The following is a 22523-nucleotide window of genomic DNA, read 5'->3' as shown; positions in this document are numbered from 1 at the left end:
GACATTGTGATCTGCCGCATTCATCCTTGATGTAGGACATCCAATGTCCAATGTAACGCGCGGGGCTGTCCCGACCAATCAATGGAGATGGGCGTATGAGCAACGTCGAGGCCACGGCGGCCAAGAAATCATGGCGTGACGAGCTGACCGGCACGCAGTGGAAGTCTTTCTGGGCAGCATGGATCGGATATTTGCTGGACGGATTCGACTTCGTCATGATCACTCTGGTCCTCACTGAAATTGGGCGCACCTTCAATGTCGGCGCGGCAGCGACGGCCACATTGGTTTCGGCCGCCTTCATCGCTCGGTGGTTCGGTGGTTTGCTGCTGGGAGCCATCGGTGACCGAGTGGGTCGTAAGGAGGCCATGGTCATATCGATCCTGCTGTACGCGGGCGGATCGGTCGTCTGTGCCATCGCCCCGGCGTTCTGGGTTATCTTCGTCGCCCGTGTCTGCATCGGCATGGGCATGGCTGGCGAGTACGGATCCTCGGCCACTTATGTCATTGAGTCGTGGCCTGTCCGCCTGCGCAACAAGGCTTCAGGATTCCTCATCTCCGGGTTCTCGGTCGGTGCTGGTGTGACGGCTCAGGTGTACGCCCTGATCGAGCACCTCACGCGGGGCACATCAGCAGAGCCATACACCTGGCGAATCCTCTTCGCACTGGGAATCATTCCGATCGTGTTGGCGCTATGGCTGCGGCGTGCTCTGCCGGAGGCCGCCGACTTCGCGAAGATGCGAGAGGAGCAGGCTGCCCGAGCTGCGGCTGGTGAAGTCGTCGAGAAGACGGACATGTTCACGATGCTCTTCGCCCGTAACCTGAAGCGCAGCATCATCAACATCGTGCTGGCTCTGGTCGCCTTCGGATGCCTCATCGTGATCTACCTGTTCAAGAGCGGAGTTCCGGGGTTTGTCCTGGCCCTGCTGTGGGTCATTGTTGCAGTCGTCATGGTGAGCTTCATGGTGCAGTTCGAGGGGCCGCGCTGGCCGACCGGCGTCGCAGTGATGATCACGGTGTTTGTCGCCTTCCTCTACTCGTGGCCGCTGCAGGCCCTGCTGCCGACCTACTACCGTCAGACTCTGGGGCTGGGCAGTGACACTGCGTCGAACCTCGTGACCGCAACCTCTTTCGGCGCCGCTGCTGGCTGCATCATGGCAGGGTTCATCGGTGACAAGTTCGGTACCCGGAAGGCCTACTGGACGTCTTTGCTCATCTCGGAGTTCCTTGTGCTGCCGGTCTTCCTCGTCAGCCGTGACATGGTGCACTCCTCGACGGTGTGGGTCGTCCTGCTGGGGGTCTTCATCTTCGTCCAGCAGATGTTCGGACAGGGCATCTCCGGGTTGCTGCCGAAGTTCATCTCCAACTACTTCCCGGTTGAGAAGCGGGCCGCTGGTCTGGGCTTCTCGTACAACGTGGGTGCCCTCGGCGGTGCCATTGCCCCGGTTCTCGGTATAGCGCTGGCGGGTGATCCGGCGACCGGCATCGGCGGCGCTCTGCCGTCCAGCTGGGGTCTGGGGTGGACGCTGTTCATCCTGTCCTTCGCCTTCACCGCAGTGATCATCATCCTTATTGCCATCAACTTCCCATACCGGATGCAGAAGTTGTTCCGCCCTGATCATGTCCGTTCCGCTGACCGGATGGATCACGTGGACGAGGAGTTCGCCGCATCCAATAACCCCGATGCCGTCGTGGCATCCTGATATGGAGGCATGTCATGAACATTCCAACGATCGTGGGCGCCTACGCAGCCATGCCGCAGGAGGTTCTGGATCAGGAGGCCCTGTACCGCGGCCTAGCCGCAGGTGGCTGGGTCGACGGGATCGAGATCCCGTATCGTGATGGCGTCGACGCCGACCCGCGCTGGCTGGCAGACCAGCTGCGCGGCCGGTTCACCCAGTGCGTCGTCACGGCTATTCCCGGGACGATGGGGCACCTGGCCAACGATCCTTACTTCGGGCTCGCCTCATCCGATGAGGAGGGTCGTCAGCGAGCAATGACGTGGATCGCTGGTTTGGTCGACGATGTGCGTTCCCTGCACGAGATGGTCGGCCACCCGGTTGTCCGCTTCGTCGAGCTCCATTCGGCACCCAGCAACCACGCCGAGCCAACCGCGCTCAAGGCTTCCCTGGTGGAGCTTTCCGGTCTCTTCGCAGATGCCGAGCTCATTCCCGTCATTGAGCACTGCGATGCTTCGGACGGAGTTGGCCCGGGGGAGAAGGAATTTCTCGGCCTGGATGACGAGATCACCGCGCTCTCCGGTATCGGAGTTCGGCTGACGGTCAACTGGGGACGAAGCGTTGTCGAGTCCCATGATCCAGATCTGCCGGCTCGCCAGGTCGATCGACTTGCCGATGCCGGCCTGCTCGGTGGAGTGATGGTCTCTGGTGCCGGTCCGGAAGTCACCCAGTACGGGCCGGCCTGGGGAGACGCGCATCTTCCCCTTCGAGATGACGAGCCGACCAGCCTGTTGACGACTGATCTCATCGGCTCCTTCATGACCGCTGCCCGAGGGGTGCAGTCCTACCAGGGCATCAAGGTCCAGACCCCCGTCGATGCCACCGTCGAGCAGCGACTGGCCATGATCACCTCCATCCATGACGCCATGGCGTCGGCATGACACTCACCACAACAATCGCGAACACCACGAAGGACACCACCATGACCACTCACTTCCATGGAGTCATTCCCCCCGTCGTCACCCCGTTGACCACCGACGGTGATCTCGACGTCGTCTCCTACGAGAAGCTCATCAATCGCCTCATCGAGCAAGGGGTTGACGGCCTGTTCATCCTCGGTTCCACCTCCGAGGTCGCCTTCTTCGACGACGAGATGCGCGGACGGGTCCTGGGAGAGGCCAAACGGATCATCGACGGACGGGTACCGCTGCTCGCCGGGGTCATCGACACCGAGACCCTGCGCGTCATCCGTCATATTCGTCAGGCCGAGGAGATCGGGGTCGACGCCGTCGTCGCCACCGCGCCGTTCTACGCGATCACCGGTCCGACCGAGATCGAGAACCACTTCCGCGCCCTGCACGAGGCCACCGAACTGCCGCTCTTCGTCTACGACATCCCGGTGTGCGTGCACGTCAAGGTGCCCGTCGATCTCATGATCAAACTGGGTCGTGAGGGTGTCATCGCTGGATGCAAGGACTCCTCTGCCGACGATGTCTCCTTCCGTCGCCTGGCCCTGGCCAACCGTGTCGCAGGTTCTCCGCTGGCCCTGTTCACCGGCCACGAGGTCGTCGTCGACGGAGCTTTCATGTCCGGTGCCGACGGTGTCGTCCCGGGTTTGGCGAACGTCGACGCGACCAACTACGTGAAGATGTACAAGGCCTATCGTGAGGGCGACTGGGAGACGGTCCGAACCGAGCAGGACAAGGCCACCGAGCTTATGGAGATCGCGTTCGTTCCGCAGGGAGTCGTCGGTCCGGCTGCTGGTGTGGGAGCCTTCAAGACGGCCATGCAGCTGTTGGGAACGATCGAGACCAACACCATGTGCGTGCCGCTGCCTACCCTCACGGGTGAGAATGTCGAGAGGGTCGCGGAAGTGCTGCGTCGAGTCGGCCAGCTCGCGTGATCATGTCCAGGACAAGTATCAATCCGAGGAGGACTCGATCATGAGCGCATTCACCGACAGGATCATTGCGTCGATGGCGGGAGGCCTCGTCGTCTCGTGCCAAGCCTACCCAGGAGAACCTCTCCGGCACCCGGAGACCATGGCGCAGATGGCCGCTGCTGTCGAGCTCGGGGGAGCAGTCGCTGTGCGAGCCCAGGGGCTCTCTGACGTCGCCGCAGTCAAGGGGCGCGTCAGCGTCCCGGTGGTCGGCATCTGGAAGGAGGGTGACGAGGGCATCTACATCACCCCGACCCTTCGTCACGCGCGCTGCGTGGCCGCTGCCGGGGCTGACATCGTCGCCCTCGACGGCACCCGGCGGGAGCGCGCCGACGGCCTGAGCCTGGCCCAGACCATCGCAGGTCTCAAGGATGAGTACGACGTCGTCGTCATGGCTGACTGTGGATCGGCTGACGACGGTTTCGCGGCGGCCGAGGCGGGGGCCGACCTCATCGGTACGACGCTGTCCGGCTACACCGGTGAACGCCCCAGGACGGACGGTCCTGATTACGAGGTCATCGAGACTCTCGTCACGGGGCTCGACGGTAGTCGTCCGGTCATTGCTGAAGGACGCATCCACACCCCTGAGCAGGCGCGACGGGCAATGGATCTGGGCGCCCATGCCGTCGTCGTGGGAACAGCGATCACCCACCCGACCTCGATCACGGGCTGGTTCCGCGAGGCTCTGAAGTAATGGGCCGTCACAGGGGGCTTGCCAGTAGGCAGGCCCCCTCGTCACGCTCCGGGCAAGGCGGTGCGTGGGCGTTACCGCTGGGTGGGCGCCCCGCCAAGCCGCTCCCGGATGGCATCGAAGTGATGCCACATGGCGTCACGGCTGACCTCAGGATCGTTGCCGACGACGCAGTCCGCGATGCGGTCGTGGGCGTCACGGGTGGCCTTGACGGTGTTGGTTGGCGGCAGTCGGAGATCGGCGAGGTTGAGGGAGTCCCAGAACACATCAATGAGCTCGCGAGCCAGCTGATTGTCCACACCGGCGTAGAGCGTCCGGTGGAATTGGCGATCTGCCGACGCGGAGTCCCTGGGGTCGTCCATGCGTGCTGCCAGAGCGTGCAGTTCGCGACCGATCGCTGCGCTGATGGAGCCGGTCACCTCGGCTGCCAACGAGCACTCCAGCAATGCGCGGACCTCCACCATCTCTCGCAACCCCGTGAGGTCCCTGTTCCCGGCGGTGTCGGCGCCGACCTGCTTGACGCCGCGATACACGAGCCCCGGACGAATCGTCGACGCGGAGGCTGTCGACAGGTAGGTGCCCAAGCCACGTCGGACCTCGAGGATTCCCAGCGCCCGCAATTCCCGCACCGCCTCACGAACAGTGCCGCGCGCCATACCGAACTGAGTCGCCAAATCCTGCTCGATCGGAATGGGATCTCCGGGGGTCAGGTCCGAGGAGAGAATCCACTCAAACATCCGCTGCGCCGCAGGGTTGAGGTTATCGGCCAGGTGGACGACATCCTTCGGGTCTGACATGCCGCTAATCATGTCATGACCTGCATGATCTTGGCACCGGATAACCTCCCTGGTCGACGCGGGCTCGCAAAAGGCGACAGAATGGGGACACAGCGACGTCAAAGTCGTCGTCAGAGTCAGGAGCGCGACATGAGTGAGCACGTTGTTTTCCGCGACATGCGGCCTGAAGACGTCAAGGTGATCACCTTCGGGGAACCAGGATCACTGATCGATCGCATTGATCGTCCCGACGTCGTCGCCCGGGTCGCCCTCCACGAGGACCGCATCGTCGGGTACGCGGTTTCCTGGCTCGCCGTGGTGCATCGTACCCGTCGTTTCATTGATGTGGAGATCCATCCTGATTCCCGTGGGCGTCGTATCGGCACCCGCCTGGTGCGCCAGATTCAGCAGCGGGTGAAGCGGCCCCTGGCCACCAAGGCCATTGTCGGCTCGGACGCCGAGAATTTCATCCTTTCCCTGGGCGGTGAGGTTTACGCTTCCTGCCCGCCATTCGAGTTGCCGCGTCGCCACTTCGGCCGGGCCATTGAATCCCTCGCAGAGGTCAGCGTCGGTCCGGGAGGTGCCATTTCGGGCTCCACCCTGGCCCCTGGTGTGCTCGAGACGCTCTGGGAACAGATCTACGTGTGGATGCACGAGTCATGGTCGCCGGTTGATGACAGCGAGGCCGCTCACGAGGCGCTGCGGCAGGAGCTCGAGGACCTCGACGCGGGCGCAACCCGGGTCGCCCTCATCGACGGTCAGCCGGCAGCCGTCGCCTTCGTCTTCGTCGACGAGAACCCGACGGTTGTGGCAGAGACCGTGCAGGCCGACACACCTGAAGGCGATGCCGCCGTCGCCTCGGCGATGTCGTCGGTTATCAGCTGGGCCGAGGACGCTGGTTACAAGCGCGTCAACTTTGATGGACACCGTGGTGATCCGCACTTCGGCCCGCTGGCGTCGCGTCTGCCTCTTGAGGGGGCAAGCCTCGATCTGTTGGAGATCCCGGTCCTGCCGGATGACGGCGAGGGGGCCATTGGTGAGGGCGGTGCGACCGTCGCCTGATCGACCGTGACGTATTGACGACGAAGGGCCACGTGGAGCGGAGAAAACCCCTTCGCTCCCCGGTCTGACGCCGTTGATGTCGTAGCGACCACGTAAAGTGTGCCTGGTTGCAGAGCTGCATGTGCCCCTGCAACCGGAGGCAACCCGCACACCGGTGCGAGGAAATGGAGGAACAGATGCCTGGAATCGTCGTCATGGGTACCCAGTGGGGTGACGAGGGCAAGGGCAAGGCCACCGACCAGATGTCCGAGCGCGTTGACTACTGCGTGCGGTACTCGGGAGGCAACAATGCTGGACACACCGTCGTCGTCGGTGCCGAGAAGTTCTTCATGCACCTGCTGCCGTCCGGTGTCCTCAACCCGAACTCCACTGCGGTCCTCGGTAACGGTGTCGTCCTCAACCTGGACGTGCTGGCTGATGAGATCGACACGCTGCGCAGCCGTGGTGTGGACATCCCGCACCCGCTCATCAGCGCCAACGCGCACCTCATTACCCCGTACCACCAGACCCTTGACAAGGTGACCGAGCGTTTCCTCGGAAAACGTCGCATCGGTACCACGGGACGTGGCATCGGGCCGGCCTACTCCGACAAGATCAACCGCATGGGCATCCGTGTCCAGGATCTGTTCGACGAGTCGATCCTGCGCCAGAAGGTGGAGGCCTCCCTGGATCAGAAGAACCAGATCCTGGTGAAGATCTACAACCGCCGCTCCATCGACCCGGAGCGCGTTGCGGACGGGCTGCTGGCTCATGCCGAGCGCATCCGTCCTTATGTCGTTGACGTCGCGCGCGTGCTCAACAAGGGTCTCGACGAGGGCAAGGTCGTGCTTTTCGAGGGAGCCCAGGCCCACCATCTCGACGTCGACTTCGGCACCTACCCGTACGTCACCTCGTCCAACCCCATCGCTGCAGGCGCCTGCACCGGTTCGGGAGTCGGGCCGACGCGCATCGATCGCATCGTCGGCATCGCCAAGGCCTACACCACCCGCGTTGGTGAGGGTCCGTTCCCGACCGAGCTGTTTGACGAGGACGGCGAGCGCCTGCGCCGTGAGGGCGGCGAGTACGGCGTGACGACGAAACGTCCGCGTCGCTGTGGTTGGTTCGACGCCCCGCTGGTGCAGCAGGCTGTCATGATCAACTCGGTGACGGACCTGTTCCTCACCAAGCTCGACGTGCTGTCCGGCTGGGATCGCATCCCGGTCTGTGTGGCCTACGAGGTCGAGGGCGAGCGCACCGACGTCATGCCCGTCACCCAGTCCGACCTGCATCACGCAAAGCCGGTCTACGAGTTCATGGATGGCTGGAGCGAGGATATCTCGAAGGCCCGTTCCTTCGAGGATCTGCCGCGCAACTGCCAGGCCTACGTGCGTCGTCTCGAGGAGCTCGTCGGTACACGGATCTCCGGTATCGGTGTTGGTGCCGGTCGTGACCAGTCCATCATGCTCAACGACCTCATCGACTGAGAGCTGACGATGCAGTGTTCCGCTCCGATGCCGGGGAGGAACAAGACCGATCGGGAAACGGTCGGGAGCACCCTCTACTCTTGAGGTCGTGTCCAGCATGACTGTTATCGTCCTCGGATCTGGTGGTCGCGAGCATGCCCTCGCTCTGGCATGCCACCGAGACCCACAGGTCGCTGCCGTCCATGCCGCCCCCGGTAACCCCGGAACGGCATCCTTCGCCACGAACCATCCCATCGACCCGTGCGACAAGGACGCCGTCGTCGCCCTTGCCCGCGAGGTTGCGGCCGACCTTGTCGTCGTCGGCCCGGAGGCCCCGTTGGTCGCGGGGGTGGCAGACGCCCTGCGCGACGCAGGGATCGATTGCTTCGGTCCGAGTGCCGAGGCTGCTCGGCTGGAAGGCTCGAAGGCCTTCGCCAAGGAGGTCATGGCTTCTGCCGGTGTTCCCACCGCCGCATCTCGATCCTGCGGTGACCTCGATTCGGTGGGTGCAGCCCTCGACGAATTCGGGGCTCCCCACGTCGTCAAGGATGATGGGCTCGCAGGTGGCAAGGGAGTTGTCGTCACCGAGGACCGTGACGAGGCCCTGGCCCATGCCGAGCAGTGCCTCAATTCTGGCCACCAGGTGGTCATCGAGGAGTACCTCGACGGCCCCGAGGTGAGCCTTTTCGCGATCTGTGACGGCGAGCGTGCTCTCCCCATGCAGCCGGCCCAGGACTTCAAGCGGGTTGGTGATGGCGGGGTCGGTCCCAACACTGGCGGAATGGGCGCGTACACGCCATTGCCATGGGCGTCTGACAACCTTGTCGAGACAGTGTCGAACACGGTGATCTCCCCGACACTGTCAGCCATGCGAGATCGCGGCACCCCGTTCATCGGTCTGCTGTACGTGGGGCTGGCCTTGACCTCTGACGGTCCGAAGGTCGTCGAGTTCAACGTTCGCTTCGGCGACCCGGAAACCGAGCCACTGCTCAGCATGCTGGAGTCCCCGTTGGCACAGATCATGCAGGCCGCCGCCCGCGGAGACGTGTCCGGAACAGATGGCTTGCGGTTCCGCCGCGGAGCTGCCGTCGGTGTCGTCATGGCGAGCGAGGGGTATCCTGCATCTCCGGTGAAGGGACGCCGAGTTGTCGCTCCGGTCGATGACGAGGACGTCCTGCACGCCGGAACTCGTATCGAGGGGGATGGGCTGGTCACCAGCGGTGGCCGCGTCCTCGTGGTGCTTGGCCATGGTGAGACCCTTGCCGGGGCCCGTACTGATGCCTACAGCAGGGTTAACCAGCTCGAGGTGAGTGGCGGGTTCCACCGCACTGACATTGCCCTTCACGCAGCTGAGCTCGAGGCCGTCGACGAGATGGCCGACGAACTCGCGCCCCAATCCGAGAACAATCCCAGCAACCCGACAGACGGGGAGAATTCATGAGCGTTCCCAACATCCTTGCCACCCGTTACGCCTCTTCGGCGATGCGCTCCATCTGGACGCCGGAGAACAAGATCCGTGCCGAGCGCAGGCTATGGCTGGCCGTCCTCGAGGCCCAGGCGGACCTCGGCGTCAGCTTTGGGGGCGACGATCCCGAGCAGGTGTTGGCTGACTACCAGGCTGTTCTCGACAACGTCGATCTGGACTCGATCGCCGAGCGTGAGGCCGTCACACGACACGACGTCAAGGCTCGGATCGAGGAGTTCAACGCCCTGGCCGGTCATGAGCACATCCACAAGGGCATGACGAGCCGCGACCTCACCGAGAACATCGAGCAGATGCAGGTGCTGGAGTCGCTGAAGTTGGTGCGCGACAAGATGGTCGCCACCCTGAACCAGCTGTCCCGACTGGCTGCCCAGTACTCGGATCAGCCGATCGCTGGTCGGTCCCACAACGTTGCTGCCCAGGTGACGACCCTGGGCAAGAGGTTCGCGACCACCATCGACGAGATGTTGGTGGCGTGGGAGCACGTCAACGAACTCATCGAGCGGTATCCGGCTCGCGGAATCAAGGGGCCGATGGGAACTTCCCAGGACATGCTCGACCTGCTCGGTGGGGATGACTCCAAGCTTGATGATCTCGAGCATCGGGTCGCCGATCACCTCGGCTTCAACCAGGTGCTGACCTCGACCGGCCAGATCTACCCGAGATCCCTGGACTTCGAGGTCATCTCGACGCTGGTGCAGGTGCTGTCGGGGCCGTCGAACCTGGCGACGTCAATCCGCCTGATGGCCGGCAACGAGCTCGTCACCGAGGGGTTCAAGCCTGGCCAGGTTGGGTCCTCGGCGATGCCGCACAAGATGAATGCCCGCTCCTGCGAGCGCGTCAACGGTTTCCTCGTCGTCCTGCGCGGATACCTCACCATGGTCACCGGTCTGGCCGGTGTGCAGTGGAACGAGGGCGACGTCTCCTGCTCCGTGGTGCGTCGCGTCGCTCTGTCGGATTCCTTCTACGCCATTGACGGGGCCTTCGAGACCTTCCTGACGATCCTCGGCGACTTCGGCGCCTTCCCGGCCGTCATCGAGGCCGAGTTGGAGCGTTACCTGCCCTTCCTGACGACGACGAAGGTCCTGATGGCTTGCGTCCGCGCTGGCGTCGGTCGCGAGGACGCTCACGAGGCCATCAAGGAGCACGCCGTGGCCGTCGCCCTGGAGATGCGTGAGACCGGCACGACCGAGAACGATCTCTTCGCCCGTCTGGCTGCCGACCCGCGGATCCCGCTGACCAAGGAGCAGTTGCGCGGCCTGGTCTCATCGCCGCTGGATCTCACTGGTGGGGCTCAGGACCAGGTCGAGGCGCTGTGCGCCAAGGTCGAGGACATCGTCCGGGAATACCCCGAGGCTGCCAGCTACCTGCCTGGTCTGGTGCTGTGACGCGGTGATCTGAGTACTACGGGAGGGCCGGCTCGCTGAGTCGGCCCTCCTTTCCACATCTGCGCCAGTTGTGCCTCACCTACGCCATAAAATCTGGCGCAGTTGACGAGCGGCAATGGGGGAGTGGGTTGGGTTCGGACCCTCAGTTCCCCAGACCATGGGAGCATAACGTCGCCCCATCGACGCCCAGCGGCTCGACGATGTCGCCGGGGAGATCCCGAAGGATGTTGATCAGGGTCAGGACTGATGGACGTGTCATGGCTGCAGGCCTGCCACACACCACGATGTCTCGGTGAGGTCGGGGTCGGGTGAACTCTCGGACGACGATGCGGGGGTCCTTCGGCTTGGGTGCCGACACCGCGCTGCGTGGCATCAACGTTCGTCCTGCCCCCACTGACACCAGCTCGCGGATGGTCGCGAGGGACCCTGCCGACAAGCCATTCGGTGGCATCGGGCCAGATGGGCTGCACACCTCGAGCACCTGGTCACGCAAACAGTGTCCCTCGGACATCAGGATGAGCCCATCGGTCGAGACGTCGTGGGGGTCGATCGGCCCCTTTTCGTGGGCCAGCTCGTCGTCAACCCCCGTCACCAGCAGGAACTCCTCCCGGAAGACCGGGATTGCCGTCAGGGTCTTGTCCTCGACCGGGGCAGCCACCACGGCGACGTCGAGATCCCCCTGATTGACGGCCTCCAGCAGTCTGGCAGTGCGTTTCTCCACCACATGGATGTTGACCCCCGGTTCGTACTGGTCGAACCGAGCGATGACGCGTGGCAGCAGGAACGGCCCCAGGGTGGGGAAGACCCCGACCTTGAGCTGGCGGGTCGTCCGCTCGGACTCCTCCAGGGCCAGGGTCCGGATGTCGTCAGCCAACACCAGCATTTCCCGGGCGGTCTGGGCGATACGCTCGCCCACTGGGGTGATCTCGATGCGTCGTCCCGCCCTGACGGCCAGCGGCACACCGAGCTCATTCTCGAGCCGGTGGATCTGGGTCGACAAGGTCGGTTGGCTGACGCCGCACGACGCCGCCGCCCGGCCGAAGTGGTGTTCTTCGGCCAGGGCGACGAGGTATCCCAGATCACGAAGGTTCACGCGGACTCAGTTCTGCGCGGGGTTCTGACGAATGAGGTGGTCGAAGGCCCCGAGAGCTGCCGTCGCGCCAGCACCCATCGAGATGATGATCTGCTTGTAGGGCTGGGTGGTGCAGTCACCGGCAGCGAAGACGCCGGGCACCGAGGTGCCACCGCGCTCGTCGATGACGACCTCTCCACGGCCAGTGCGCTCCACGGCGCCTTCCAGCCACTCGGTGTTGGGCAGCAGGCCGATCTGAACGAAGACGCCAGCCAGTTCGATGGTCTTGACCTCGCCGCTGGTGCGGTCCTCGTACTCCAGTCCCGTCACCTTGGAGCCGTCGCCCAGAATCTGAGTGGTGCGGGCCGATGTGATGACGTCGACGTTCGGCAGCGACTTGAGGGTGCGCAGCAGCACGTCGTCGGCCTTGAGAACGTCGAGGAACTCGACGACGGTGACGTGGTCGACGACGCCGGCCAGGTCGATCGCCGCCTCGATTCCGGAGTTTCCACCACCGATGACGGCGACCTTCTTGCCCTTGAACAGGGGGCCGTCGCAGTGTGGGCAGTAGGTGACACCCTTGGTGCGGTACTCCTCCTCACCGGGAACGCCGAGGTTGCGCCAGCGGGCACCAGTCGCGATGACGACCGAGCGGGCACGCAGGTCGCCGTCAGTCAGACGCACCGTCGTCATGCCGTCGTCAGTCTCCAGGGTGCTGGCGGTCTGACGCTCGATGACGTCGATGTCGTAGTCATTGACGTGGGCCCGCAGGGCGTCGGCCAGCTTCGGACCAGTGGTGTGAGGCACAGAGATGAGGTTGTCGATGGCCTCGGTGTCGAGTACCTGGCCGCCGACTCGAGACCCCACCATCGCCGTGCGAATACCCTTGCGGGCGGCGTAGACGGCAGCTGCGGCACCAGCAGGGCCAGCGCCAACGACGAGCACGTCGTACGGATCGCGCTCGGACAGGTTCTCCTTGGCTCCCTGAGCGGCGTTGGCGTCGAGACGTTCGAGGATCTCGGCCATGTCCATGCGGCCCGAGCCCCAGTCCTCGCCATCCAGGTAGATGGCCGGCACCGAGGCGATGCCCTTGGCCTCCACCTCGTCGGTGTGGGTGCCACCCTCGACGGCGGTGTGATGGATGTTCGGGTTGAGGACGGCCATCGCGTTGAGGGCCTGAACCACCGTCGGGCAGTTCTGGCAGGTCAGCGACATGTAGGTGACGAAGTGGTGCTCCTCCTTGACTGCCCGCACCGCGTCGATGAGGGACTGCTCCTCTTTGACCGGGTGGCCACCGACCTGGAGCAGGGCCAGCACCAAGGAGGTGAACTCGTGGCCCATCGGCAGACCGGCGAAGCGGATGTCGCTCTGGGAGCTTGGAGAGGTGATGGCGAAAGACGGGGTCCGCTCGTTGTCGACGGGGTCACCGACGCTCACCTTGTCCGACAGGGCAGCGATCTCGGCGAGCAATTCGTCCATCTGGGCCGACTTCGATGCCTTGGTGGCGTCGTCTCCCCGGTAGGGGGAGGGCACCAGGACGATGGGCTCACGCACCATCTCGAGGTAGGTCTTGAGCTGGGTGGTCAGGGCGTTGTCAAGCATGATTCTCCTGGGTGGGGAAGTAGGGGGATATGGACGTGCCGGCCCGGGGATCCGTCGCAGGGACGATCGCCCCTGCGGCAGGTGCTCGGGTCGGAGCTCAGATCTTGCCGACGAGGTCGATCGACGGGGCGAGGGTGTCAGCTCCCTCTTCCCACTTGGCGGGGCAGACCTCGCCTGGGTGGGTGTAGACGTACTGGGCGGCCTTGACCTTGCGGACCAGCTCGGTGGCGTTGCGGCCGATGCCCTCAGCGGTCAGCTCGTAGAACTGGATGACGCCGTCGGGATCGACGAGGAAGGTGGCGCGGTCGGCCTGCCCGGCTCCCTCGCGCTCGACGTCGAAGTTGCGGGTCAGCTGGAGGTTCGGGTCGCCGATCATCGTGTAGTTGACCTTGCCGACGGTGTCGGAGTCGGAGTGCCAGGCCTTGTGGACGAAGTGCGAGTCGGTGGACACCGAGAACACCTCGACGTCCATTGCCTGCAGCTCCTCGTAGTGGTCGGCGAGGTCACCCAGCTCGGTCGGGCAGACGAAGGTGAAGTCACCGGGGTAGAAGAAGAAGATGGCCCACTTGCCACTGATGTCGGCGTCGGAGACCTCAATGAAGTCCCCATTGCGAAAAGCGTTGGACTTGAAGGGGACGATCTTGGTGTTGATGAGACTCATGATGAGTCCTCTCTGGTCGACGAAGTGATAGTTCAACGCTATCACTGAAAGGCTCGCCATAGTCAATGCCTATGTTGGAGACGAATCAGGGCTCTCTCTGTGTCGTCAGGGCCCACAACCGTGGCATGATGCCCCCATGGTCACTCCGCACCTCGAACTCCCGTTGCTGGCTGAGGGCAAGGTCCGTCGCCTCTATCGCCTCCCCGATCAGCCGGGCCACCTCCTCATGGTTGCCACTGACCGGATCAGCGCTTACGACCACGTCCTGACCCCGGGGGTTCCCGGGAAGGGAGCCATCCTGACGAACGTGTCGTTGTGGTGGTTCGACCAACTGGCCGACATCGTCGACAACCATCTCGTCAGTCTGGATGTTCCCACTGAGGTCGCCGGACGAGCCATGATCGTCGAGGAATTGGAGATGTTCCCCGTTGAATGCGTGGTGCGTGGTTACCTGACGGGTTCCGGCTGGGCCGAATATCAGCGCAATCGCGCGGTGTGTGGAATCCGACTGCCTGAGGGGCTGCAAGATGGTTCCCGGCTCGAGGAGCCCATCTTCACCCCGGCGGCCAAGGCTCCCCAGGGCGAGCATGACGAGAACATCGACTACCTGCACCTGGTGAAACTCGTTGGTCCTGAGGTCGCCGCCCAACTGCACGACCTCTCGCTGCGGATCTACCAGCGAGCCGAGGAGATCGCCCGTGAGCGCGGCATCATCCTCGCCGACACCAAGTTCGAATTCGGCCGTCGCGCCGATGGCACCATCGTCCTCGCTGACGAGGTTCTCACCCCTGACTCCTCGCGGTTTTGGGACGCGGAGACCTGGCAGCCCGGTAAGGGTGCCGACTCTTTCGACAAGCAGTACGTGCGTGACTGGCTCACCAAGGAGTCGGGATGGGATCGGTCCAGCGATGAGGAGCCCCCGGCTCTGCCCGAGGAGGTCGTCGAGGCCACCAGCCGTCGCTATGAGGAGGCGTGGGCGCGTCTGACCGGCGGGCAGATGCCCCAGGATGAGACCGTCGCCGTCTCGAATGCTGAACAGTCGTCTGATTCCGTGCTTCCGCCGGAAGGTGGTGTGGGGCCTGTCCAGGGTGCGATGTCGATTCCCGTCGTTGCTCCCGATGCCAGTGTTCCTGGCGCAGTCGATGTCCCCAACGAGCCGGATCCCCGTAGTGCCGATAAGATTGGTGGCATGTCACGTGTAGTGGTGGAGGTCATGCCCAAGCCCGAGATTCTCGATCCCCAGGGCAAGGCCATCACGTCGGTGCTCGCCCGGCTCGGCCATGACAGCCTGACGGTGCGCCAGGGCAAGCGTTTCGAAATCACCGGTGAGGGGCTGGAGGATCGTCTCGACGAGATCCGTCAGGTCGCCTCCGAGCTGCTGGCCAACACCGTCATCGAGTCCTTCGACGTGCGCGTGGAGGACTGACGATGACACGTATCGGAGTCGTCACCTTCCCCGGAACCCTTGACGACCAGGATGCCGCAAGGGCTGTTCGCCTGGCTGGGGCTGAGCCCGTGCCGCTGTGGTACGCCTCGACGGATCTGGCCGGGGTTGACGCCGTCGTCCTTCCGGGAGGGTTCTCCTACGGCGACTATCTGCGCTCGGGCGCCCTGGCTGCAGCCTCGCCGGTGATGTCCTCCATTCGTGAAGCGGTGGACGCTGGTCTTCCTGTGCTCGGCATCTGCAACGGATTCCAGGTGCTCTGCGAGTCTCACCTGCTGCCTGGCACCCTGATGCGCAACGAGAAGCGGCGTTTCCACTGCTCAGTGCAGCAGCTTCAGGTCGCCAGCGTTGACACTGTGTGGACCTGCGCCTTCCGTCCCAGCCAGCGCATTCGCGTCGCCGCCAAGCATGGCGAGGGCAACTATGTTGCCGACAATGCGACCTTGGCAGCTCTGGAGGCCAACAACCAGGTCGTCTTCCGCTACACCGCCAACCCGAACGGCTCGGTCCACGACATTGCCGGTGTCACCAATGAGGCGGGAAACGTCGTCGGTCTGATGCCTCACCCGGAGCATTCCGTGGAGGAGCTCACCGGTGCCGGCACCGATGGGCTGGGATTCTTCCGGTCCCTGCTGACCTTCTTGTCAGCCCAGCTGTAAGCGGGGTGTCCGGGTTTCCCGGATATGTGTGACGGGGTGGTCCTCATGAGGTCACCCCGTCGTCGTGTCGTCAGAACTGTGCAGTCCTGGACGCTGTCGTCACCGAGCGACGTGGATGCGCTGGCCGAGCGGGGAATCAGGGCTGACGGCCGTCAGGGCTGCGGCCCCGTCGAGGCCCTCTCCGAGGGGTTCGACGATGCGCGCTCCCGGCATGGCCACGGAGATCTTCTCGACGATCGCCGCATGGATGAGGCGGGACCTCATGACGCCTCCCAGCAGGCCGACGGCAGGGCTGTCCTCGTCGGTCAGATGGGTCTGACGTAGTCCCGTGATGGATGAGTGAGCCAACTCGTGGGCCGCGCGCACGCAGATGTCACGGGCGACGTGATCGCCCTCTTCCGCAGCGGCAGTGACCTTGGTGGAGTAGGCGGCGATGTGCGAGACCATGAGGGGATCGGCGTGGAGTTCGAGGTAGGCGGCCTCGATGTCGTCGAAATCTCCGCCGATGGTCTCGCTGAGGACCGTCTGTTCGCCACGACCGTCGTGGGCGCGCATGACGGCGTCGAGGGCATGGCGGCCCAGCCAGAACGCCGATCCGGCATCGCCGATGACGTAACCCCAGCCGTCGACGCGGGCGACATCGTGGTGGCCGACGGCCAGCGTGATGACCCCGGTTCCCGCTGCCGTGACGACCCCCAGCTGGTCGCCCAGGGCGCCCAGGTAGGAGGTGATGGAGTCATGGGCCAGCAGCACCCGAGCGACGCCGTAGGGTTTGAGAGCTTCCAGGACGGGAGCGGGGTCTTCGTCGTCGCGGGCTCCCGACGACCCGATGGCCACCGTGCAGTCTGACCCGATGACCTCCGGGTGGGCTGTCACGACGTCAGCCATGACGGTCGCGAACTGCGGGGCGAGGGGCAGGGCAGTACGGACACCGGACGAGGTGACCATCCACCCTGGCCCCCAGGGGCCAGGCTCGCAGCGGACACGGGTACTGGACTGTCCGGCGTCCACGGCGAGGACGGGACAGGACTCACTGCGCACGGCATCACTCATGTCATCAGGGTATGGGCACACGGCGCCGCGTGCCCATCAGAGCACCTGGGATGATCACGATGTCCGACCGAATACGGCGAACGGGGGGCGAACAGGGAGTTCACGGCCCAGGGGGGAGCGAACGTCGCCGGTGTCTCAGTCGAGAGGCGCGAGTGCCCCGAGCACTTCGTTGAAGGCCTCGGTTGACGACGGGTGGGTCCAGATGCCGTCACGCAGCGTCTCGTCGCGGGCTCCCAGCCGCATGGCCAGACCGACGAGGTTGACCAGTTCCTGCGAATCAATGCACCACAGGGTCGCTCCCAGGACGGTGTGGTCGTCGGCATCGACGAGAACTCGAATGAGGCCTTCGGTTTGTCCGACGATCTTGGGTCGCGGCATGGCAGCGATCGTGGAGACGTTCTTGGACGCCACGAGCACGGAGCGGTCGGACTCCCGGGCTTGGCGCATCGTCATGCCGACCTGGGACAGCGGCGGGTCGAGGAAGGTCGTCGTCGGGACGGCCACTCGATCGTCGCGACGACGCGGCCCGTCGTGAAGGGTGTCCCACAGTACTCGGTTGTCATCGAGGGAGATATAAGTGAACTGCGGGCCGCCATTGACGTCACCGACCGCGTAGATCCCGTCGACACTGGTGCGCAGCTGAGTGTCAACGGTGATGTGGCCTCGTTCATCCGTGGCCACTCCGGCGGCCTCAAGATGAAGGTTCTCAGTGGCGGGGAGCCTGCCCGCTGCCACCAACACCGCATCGGCAGTGAAGGTGCGATCGCCAGTGGCGACGTCAATGTGGTGGCCTGTGTCATGAAAGGAGGTCGCGCGGGCATCCGTGACAATCGTGACCCCTTCGCTCTCCAACATGCTGCGCACACGCTCGGCGACGTCGGAATCGAGAGCCGGGGCGAAGGTGTCACCAGCCTCGAGCAGGGTGACCTGGGAACCGAATCGGGTGAACATCTGGGCAAACTCCAGGCCGATGAATCCGCCACCCACGACGACGAGCCGCGACGGCAGGGGATCGACGTGCCGGATCGTGGTGGAGTCATGGACGCGCGGGCCGTCGGCACCGGGAATCGGGAGGGTGGCTGGGTGAGATCCGGTGTTGACGATGATCGTTTCGGCGTGTACCGCGATCTCATCGGCTCCCCCAACCACCTTGACGTTGTGGGGTCCGGTGAAGCTGGCTTCCCCGTCGAGGAGAAGCACTTTGCCCTCCAGCATGGCGTGGTTGGCGTGATTCAGCTTGGCGATGAGGGCGTCTCGATCGGCGACGGCTGAGGTGAAGTAGGAGACGGGGTCGCGACCGTCCCGCTTGGATGCCGAGTCGATGAGGTCCTTGGTAGGTACGCATGCGACGTTGATGCAGCTGCCCCCGTACATCTGTGCTGATCTTTCGACGAGGGCGACGTTGCGTCCCTCCCCGGCGAGGCGTCCGGCGATGGTCTTACCTGCCTTGCCCCATCCGATGACCAGAACATCGACCGTGAGCTCTGTGTTCGACACTGGTACTCTTTACGGTGTGTACGCGATTGGTGGTCGGTGGCCCATCGCATCGCCGACTAATGCCATCATGTCACGGTGCTCGGCCCGGTCAGCCGCTTTTCGCGTAGCGCGCATGGATACCGATGCGTGCTGGTATGAATATCGGCTTCTTTTTCTGATGGCCATGGTGACGTGTTTTCTCAGGTAATAGAAATGACGCGGATGATCTTTGCTCCCTCGAATTGGGAAATCGATCGGAGAAGTGCCCATCTGGGTTTGTGCCGTGGCGATGGTGATGTGTTTTGCAACCGCGAGTGATTTGGACTCCAGATGACCTTTGGGCTTCCAGCAATCAGAGCGGCCTTTGGCCTCGGAGAATCGTTGTGCGTAAGTTTTGGACGAGGGAAGGTTGGGGGTGGCTGCCTGCGGGCTAGGCACGGATGCTATCCTCTAGCTTTGGAGCCGAGTGTTTTGTGTACTATCCGCGTTCGTGCGGATAATACAGAAACACGATAATCGTGATAACTAAAAGCATGTGGCTTGCAGCGCAGATAGGGGTTTATTCATGGATGAGCGGGTGCTGGATGCCCAGAGGTGGGTCAACGCGACGTATTCGGGCATTGCTGGCTATGACCGTTGCCCGGAGAATGGCAAAACGAATTGGGCGACGATGTACTCGCTCACGCAAGGCTTGCAGCACGAGTTGGGGATCCAGGAACTGTCGCATGCGTTCGGTCCGACCACAATGTCCAAGGTGGACGCCCGTGGTGGTGTCGGGCCGGGCGAACAGAACAAGAATATTGTCAACATCATTAAGTGCGCCTTTTACTGTAAAGGTTATCCCGGTGGGGATCTCGACGGGATCTGGAGAAGTTCACCTCCTTTTGGGCCGCAGCAGGATGCAGTGGCGGGTTCCTTGTACGCCATGACCGACAACATGGGTATTGGGAAGCAGGATAGACTGAATGCTAAACTGTTCAAGGCCTTGCTCACGATGGATGCTTACGTCCTAGTCGCCGGAGGTGATCCGGAAGTTCGTAAGATCCAGCAGTGGTTGAATGGCCGTTATTGGCGGCGTAGTTTTGCAACGCTTATCCCTACGGAGGGACATTATTCGCGTGATGTTCAAAAACTACTAATGAAGGCACTTCAATCTGAGTTTGGAATAGCAGATTCCTCGGTGAACGGGAATTTTGGGCCGGCCACCCGACAGCAGCTGGCAGCCCATATTTTGAAGCCTGGTGATAGTGGTGTTCTTGTCGAGTTGCTGTCTGCGGCTTGTGTCTTCAACGGTGCTGTTCCAAGAGGTAAAGGCATGGTTCATACAATGTTCAAGTCTACGTTTGATGACAAGTTGGCCAAGTATATTCAGGCATTTCAAGCATTCAGTTTGCTACCAGTTACCAATCGTGTGGACTACGCAACGTGGTGTCAATTATTGGTATCCACAGGTGACCCAAATCGCGCGGCGCATGCGTGTGATACTCGTTTCACGATCACGGAGTCGCTTGCGCATTCGCTGGTCAGATCGGGTTATAGGGTCGTAGGTAGGTATCTTGATGAACCTCCCGGCGGCAAGCTGGATAAAAAACTCAAAGATGGTGAACTCCATGCTATTTTTGCTGGCAACATGAGAGTGTTCCCCATTTGGCAGTACAATGCACGTGACCTGATTGATTTCTCCTTTGAATCTGGATGGGAACACGGAAATAAGGCACATGACCGCATGGTCTATTACGGTTTCAATCCAGGCGCCATTGTCTACTTCTCGGTGGACTATGACGCAACCGATCCTGAAATTGACAGCAATATTATTCCTTATTTTCGGGGAGTTCAGGCGGCCTTGGCTAGCCGAGGTCATGCCTATCGCGCTGGCGTCTACGGTTGTCGTAATGTCTGCTCGCGCGTCTCAGAGCAGACTTACACGGTAAGTTCATTTGTCTCAGGAATGTCGTGGGGCTTCTCCGGCAATCTCGGGTTCCCTCTTCCGTATAATTGGTCGTTCAACCAGATTCAGGAGGTTCGTTACTCTGCTGATTCTGGCAAGGAAATTGATTTGGACCGCGATGTGCACCGCGCACATATCGATCCGGGAATTGGCCCGGAGGGAGTGGGTGGGCATACACCGTCAAAACTGGAGGAGGTGCTGGCTAAAGTCGATCAACTCCACGAGATGGCGGCGAAATACGGTGGGGGCACCAGCGACGTCAATCTTATCAACAAACGGGTGCTGGAGTTTCTTCGACACCCGAAGTACACCCGTCTCTACAGAGGTTGGAGAGTCTTGCTCGGGGCTCCCGATGAGGACTGGCTTGCGGCAGCTACGAGCGAATTCCACTGGCGTCTGATCACGTTCACGGATCCTATTTACAATGAGACCGTATCAATGGATCATCTCGCCGCGACTGCCAACGCCGTCATGCTTATGGGCTGGGGCGACGAGAAAAATGCGAACCGAGGCGATTTCGGGGGCTGGGGTGGTGACCTCTCGACCTTCTACGCCGATTGGATGAACAATGAGAGGAGTTATGCATCGGGCTATGCGTTCTGTATGGATCGGCTTGCTCATCGCGGTGTCGAGTCGTCCTTCGGTTTCTCGGACATGATCGAAGATGTGGATGGATATCTTCTGGGTCGGGCAATCCGGGCCGGTAGGCCCTTCAAGACAGTGCTGAGAGAATACGTGACTGGCCAGGCAATCACGACCCGCTTCCGCGACTTCTACCAGCTGCGGTTCAACTCGTCGTCCGATTCTGTTGAGAAATCGGCTCGGGCTATGTTTTTCGATTCATCCGATCCGGTCCTGCACAAATTGCAAGTAGCGGCGGTAGAGGAACAGATCAACGAGAAAGCTCTGCTTCCGGGAGTACTGCCATCCAGCAAGCTATCCCCGTTCTTTGCAGGTTTCGCCAAGGTCGTCGGCCAGCTGGCGGCAAGCGCGTGAGAGGTTATGCGGCGATGACACGCAGTTCCCACAAGATCCCCCGTCGTGCCTTGCTGAGCGGTATGGCCGCAAGCGGGCTGACGGCCGTTCTGGCTTCTGAGGCCGCCGCCCTGCCCCCGGTTCCGTTGTCGCCCATCCAGCCTTCTCGCGTGCAACGATGGTCTGGGATGCGCAGCGCTAACGACTGGCCGATCGGTGCCGCTGCTGCTGCGCAGACGGTCGAGGGTGCAGGGATCGACGTGACTCTGACGACCGGTGCACCGTCGGTCGTGTTACTGCACGCTTTGAGGCGCATCAACTACGAACTTGTCTCATTGCGTCCCGGTGACGTGGCAGGGCTCCAGCATGACCGGAATGTTGCCTCACCGCAACGGTCCAACCTTCTATCCGGGACGGCCTTCCTTTTTCGTGAGAGTTTTCTCCCGTACGGGTCAACGGGTAATCTTTTCCCCGATGAGGTTGTTGTGCTGGAGGATATCGTTGCTGAGTCGCGAGGAGTCCTGGCTTGGGGTGGGCATCTCAGGGTGCCTGACCAGTCCTTGATCTACCTCGCGAAAGGTCCGACTTCACCCGAGGTGGGACGGTTGCAGAGTCATTTCGACATGGTCGATCACGTGGATGCGTCAGGGGGTGCTGGTACCATAGATGCGTATCTGCCGGAGCGGCGTGCGGTTGCTCGACGAGAACTGAGGAGGCGTCGATGAGGGGTCTTCGGTCCGGGGCCGTCATGACTGCGTGTGTGCTGTTCTGCTTCGGCTTGGCGGGTTGTAGCACGATCCAGTCTGAGACGGATGAGGATGTTGCTGGGCGAGCTGACTACGACCTGCCCGACGCGTTGCGCAAGGAGTTGGACTCGCATGGGCTCACCTCCCCGGCTGAACGTGCGGACGCCGCGCAGACATGGTTCAACGAGACCAACCCGCCGGATGTTAACGTCGTCGACTGGTGGGTTGTGCGTAGTCGTGAGGGGACCCGGTTTCGTGTCGACTTATACAGGCATATGGAGTCAGGCTCTCTGTTGCCACCTGACGGGGGCAAATCGGCATCCTCGGTCGCGTGTCGGGTGTACGACGTGGCCCATGGGGTGACGGTCCAGCAGGTCGATTGTCCAAAGGAATCGCTGGATGACCTACCCTGACACGGCTGCCCTTGCCC

General features: G+C 62.7%; 19 protein-coding genes. 12 read left to right on the top strand and 7 right to left on the bottom strand.

The window, feature by feature from the left end:
* The first annotated feature begins 95 nt into the window (after window positions 1-95).
* From HMPREF9153_RS03005 to HMPREF9153_RS02990, 4 genes are read left to right on the top strand one after another with little or no spacing between them, the layout of a single operon-like run.
* Entirely contained in the window at window positions 96-1700 is a 1605-nt protein-coding gene (locus HMPREF9153_RS03005; protein WP_004809227.1) for an MFS transporter, read from the top strand.
* Between the two features lie 14 nt (window positions 1701-1714).
* Window positions 1715-2617 (top strand): DUF4862 family protein, encoded by a 903-nt coding sequence (locus tag HMPREF9153_RS03000; protein ID WP_004809226.1) that lies wholly within the window; start codon window positions 1715-1717, stop codon window positions 2615-2617.
* Window positions 2614-3579, top strand: coding sequence for a dihydrodipicolinate synthase family protein (locus HMPREF9153_RS02995; protein WP_004809224.1), 966 nt, complete (start codon window positions 2614-2616; stop codon window positions 3577-3579). Before HMPREF9153_RS03000 ends, HMPREF9153_RS02995 begins: the two co-directional genes overlap by 4 nt.
* A 40-nt stretch (window positions 3580-3619) precedes the next feature.
* Window positions 3620-4309 (top strand): N-acetylmannosamine-6-phosphate 2-epimerase, encoded by a 690-nt coding sequence (locus tag HMPREF9153_RS02990; RefSeq protein ID WP_015582080.1) that lies wholly within the window; start codon window positions 3620-3622, stop codon window positions 4307-4309.
* Between the two features lie 71 nt (window positions 4310-4380).
* Here HMPREF9153_RS02990 and HMPREF9153_RS02985 read toward each other — a convergent pair whose 3' ends face one another.
* Window positions 4381-5115, bottom strand: coding sequence for a FadR/GntR family transcriptional regulator (locus HMPREF9153_RS02985; protein ID WP_004809219.1), 735 nt, complete (start codon window positions 5113-5115; stop codon window positions 4381-4383).
* A 69-nt stretch (window positions 5116-5184) separates the two neighbouring features.
* Between HMPREF9153_RS02985 and HMPREF9153_RS02980 the strand changes: the two genes are divergently transcribed.
* From HMPREF9153_RS02980 to purB, 4 genes are all read left to right on the top strand, one after another.
* Window positions 5185-6144 carry a GNAT family N-acetyltransferase gene (locus tag HMPREF9153_RS02980; RefSeq protein WP_004809217.1) on the top strand — a complete coding sequence of 320 codons (960 nt, stop codon included), beginning with the start codon at window positions 5185-5187 and terminating at the stop codon, window positions 6142-6144.
* 164 nt (window positions 6145-6308) lie between these two features.
* A complete protein-coding gene (locus tag HMPREF9153_RS02975; RefSeq protein ID WP_080564852.1) occupies window positions 6309-7607 on the top strand; it encodes an adenylosuccinate synthase in 1299 nt (432 codons plus the stop codon).
* A 97-nt stretch (window positions 7608-7704) separates the two neighbouring features.
* Entirely contained in the window at window positions 7705-9027 is a 1323-nt protein-coding gene (purD, locus tag HMPREF9153_RS02970) for a phosphoribosylamine--glycine ligase (RefSeq protein ID WP_004809212.1), read from the top strand.
* Window positions 9024-10457 (top strand): adenylosuccinate lyase, encoded by a 1434-nt coding sequence (purB, locus tag HMPREF9153_RS02965; protein WP_004809210.1) that lies wholly within the window; start codon window positions 9024-9026, stop codon window positions 10455-10457. The genes purD and purB overlap by 4 nt, the downstream gene beginning before the upstream one ends.
* Window positions 10458-10599: 142 nt before the next feature.
* Here purB and HMPREF9153_RS02960 read toward each other — a convergent pair whose 3' ends face one another.
* The 3 genes from HMPREF9153_RS02960 to ahpC form a co-directional block, all read right to left on the bottom strand.
* A complete protein-coding gene (locus HMPREF9153_RS02960) occupies window positions 10600-11550 on the bottom strand; it encodes a LysR substrate-binding domain-containing protein (protein WP_004809209.1) in 951 nt (316 codons plus the stop codon).
* Window positions 11551-11556: 6 nt separating this feature from the next.
* Window positions 11557-13131, bottom strand: coding sequence for an alkyl hydroperoxide reductase subunit F (gene ahpF, locus HMPREF9153_RS02955; RefSeq protein WP_004809208.1), 1575 nt, complete (start codon window positions 13129-13131; stop codon window positions 11557-11559).
* 97 nt (window positions 13132-13228) lie between these two features.
* A complete protein-coding gene (gene ahpC / locus HMPREF9153_RS02950; protein WP_036979967.1) occupies window positions 13229-13792 on the bottom strand; it encodes an alkyl hydroperoxide reductase subunit C in 564 nt (187 codons plus the stop codon).
* A 136-nt stretch (window positions 13793-13928) separates the two neighbouring features.
* On the opposite strand from ahpC, the gene HMPREF9153_RS02945 reads away from it, so the two are divergent.
* A complete protein-coding gene (locus tag HMPREF9153_RS02945; RefSeq protein WP_004809205.1) occupies window positions 13929-15218 on the top strand; it encodes a phosphoribosylaminoimidazolesuccinocarboxamide synthase in 1290 nt (429 codons plus the stop codon).
* 2 nt (window positions 15219-15220) lie between these two features.
* Window positions 15221-15895, top strand: a complete 675-nt coding sequence (gene purQ / locus HMPREF9153_RS02940; protein WP_004809203.1) for a phosphoribosylformylglycinamidine synthase subunit PurQ — start codon at window positions 15221-15223, stop codon at window positions 15893-15895.
* Window positions 15896-15994: 99 nt separating this feature from the next.
* Here the strand turns inward: purQ and HMPREF9153_RS02935 are convergent, their stop codons facing one another.
* From HMPREF9153_RS02935 to HMPREF9153_RS12120, 3 genes are all read right to left on the bottom strand, one after another.
* Entirely contained in the window at window positions 15995-16948 is a 954-nt protein-coding gene (locus HMPREF9153_RS02935) for an N-acetylglucosamine kinase (protein ID WP_036979568.1), read from the bottom strand.
* A 135-nt stretch (window positions 16949-17083) separates the two neighbouring features.
* Entirely contained in the window at window positions 17084-18445 is a 1362-nt protein-coding gene (locus HMPREF9153_RS02930) for a dihydrolipoyl dehydrogenase family protein (RefSeq protein ID WP_004809198.1), read from the bottom strand.
* Between the two features lie 9 nt (window positions 18446-18454).
* Complete coding sequence (locus HMPREF9153_RS12120) at window positions 18455-18862, bottom strand: hypothetical protein (protein WP_154647464.1); 408 nt, start codon at window positions 18860-18862, stop codon at window positions 18455-18457.
* Window positions 18863-18989: 127 nt separating this feature from the next.
* Here HMPREF9153_RS12120 and HMPREF9153_RS02925 point away from each other — a divergent pair, with 127 nt between their 5' ends.
* Together HMPREF9153_RS02925 and HMPREF9153_RS02915 are read left to right on the top strand one after the other, a co-directional pair.
* Window positions 18990-21368: a glycoside hydrolase domain-containing protein gene (locus tag HMPREF9153_RS02925; protein ID WP_004809196.1), complete on the top strand. Its 2379-nt coding sequence runs from the start codon at window positions 18990-18992 to the stop codon at window positions 21366-21368.
* Window positions 21369-22068: 700 nt separating this feature from the next.
* Window positions 22069-22506, top strand: coding sequence for a hypothetical protein (locus tag HMPREF9153_RS02915; RefSeq protein ID WP_004809191.1), 438 nt, complete (start codon window positions 22069-22071; stop codon window positions 22504-22506).
* The last annotated feature ends 17 nt before the right edge of the window (window positions 22507-22523 follow it).

The sequence above is a fragment of the Cutibacterium avidum ATCC 25577 genome, assembly GCF_000227295.1.
In the GTDB taxonomy this organism is placed as follows: domain Bacteria; phylum Actinomycetota; class Actinomycetes; order Propionibacteriales; family Propionibacteriaceae; genus Cutibacterium; species Cutibacterium avidum.
This window is presented reverse-complemented; position numbering and strand designations above follow the sequence as displayed.

What these genes read in the sequence shown, in the direction of transcription:
- HMPREF9153_RS03005 (WP_004809227.1), top strand. Translation starts at nt 96, where the DNA reads ATGAGCAACGTCGAGGCCACGGCGGCCAAGAAATCATGGCGTGACGAG.
- HMPREF9153_RS03000 (WP_004809226.1), top strand. Translation starts at nt 1,715, where the DNA reads ATGAACATTCCAACGATCGTGGGCGCCTACGCAGCCATGCCGCAGGAG.
- HMPREF9153_RS02995 (WP_004809224.1), top strand. Translation starts at nt 2,614, where the DNA reads ATGACACTCACCACAACAATCGCGAACACCACGAAGGACACCACCATG.
- HMPREF9153_RS02990 (WP_015582080.1), top strand. Translation starts at nt 3,620, where the DNA reads ATGAGCGCATTCACCGACAGGATCATTGCGTCGATGGCGGGAGGCCTC.
- HMPREF9153_RS02985 (WP_004809219.1), bottom strand. Translation starts at nt 5,115, where the DNA reads ATGATTAGCGGCATGTCAGACCCGAAGGATGTCGTCCACCTGGCCGAT.
- HMPREF9153_RS02980 (WP_004809217.1), top strand. Translation starts at nt 5,185, where the DNA reads ATGGGGACACAGCGACGTCAAAGTCGTCGTCAGAGTCAGGAGCGCGAC.
- HMPREF9153_RS02975 (WP_080564852.1), top strand. Translation starts at nt 6,309, where the DNA reads ATGGAGGAACAGATGCCTGGAATCGTCGTCATGGGTACCCAGTGGGGT.
- purD (WP_004809212.1), top strand. Translation starts at nt 7,705, where the DNA reads ATGACTGTTATCGTCCTCGGATCTGGTGGTCGCGAGCATGCCCTCGCT.
- purB (WP_004809210.1), top strand. Translation starts at nt 9,024, where the DNA reads ATGAGCGTTCCCAACATCCTTGCCACCCGTTACGCCTCTTCGGCGATG.
- ahpF (WP_004809208.1), bottom strand. Translation starts at nt 13,131, where the DNA reads ATGCTTGACAACGCCCTGACCACCCAGCTCAAGACCTACCTCGAGATG.
- ahpC (WP_036979967.1), bottom strand. Translation starts at nt 13,792, where the DNA reads ATGAGTCTCATCAACACCAAGATCGTCCCCTTCAAGTCCAACGCTTTT.
- HMPREF9153_RS02945 (WP_004809205.1), top strand. Translation starts at nt 13,929, where the DNA reads ATGGTCACTCCGCACCTCGAACTCCCGTTGCTGGCTGAGGGCAAGGTC.
- purQ (WP_004809203.1), top strand. Translation starts at nt 15,221, where the DNA reads ATGACACGTATCGGAGTCGTCACCTTCCCCGGAACCCTTGACGACCAG.
- HMPREF9153_RS02935 (WP_036979568.1), bottom strand. Translation starts at nt 16,948, where the DNA reads ATGAGTGATGCCGTGCGCAGTGAGTCCTGTCCCGTCCTCGCCGTGGAC.
- HMPREF9153_RS02925 (WP_004809196.1), top strand. Translation starts at nt 18,990, where the DNA reads ATGGATGAGCGGGTGCTGGATGCCCAGAGGTGGGTCAACGCGACGTAT.
- HMPREF9153_RS02915 (WP_004809191.1), top strand. Translation starts at nt 22,069, where the DNA reads ATGAGGGGTCTTCGGTCCGGGGCCGTCATGACTGCGTGTGTGCTGTTC.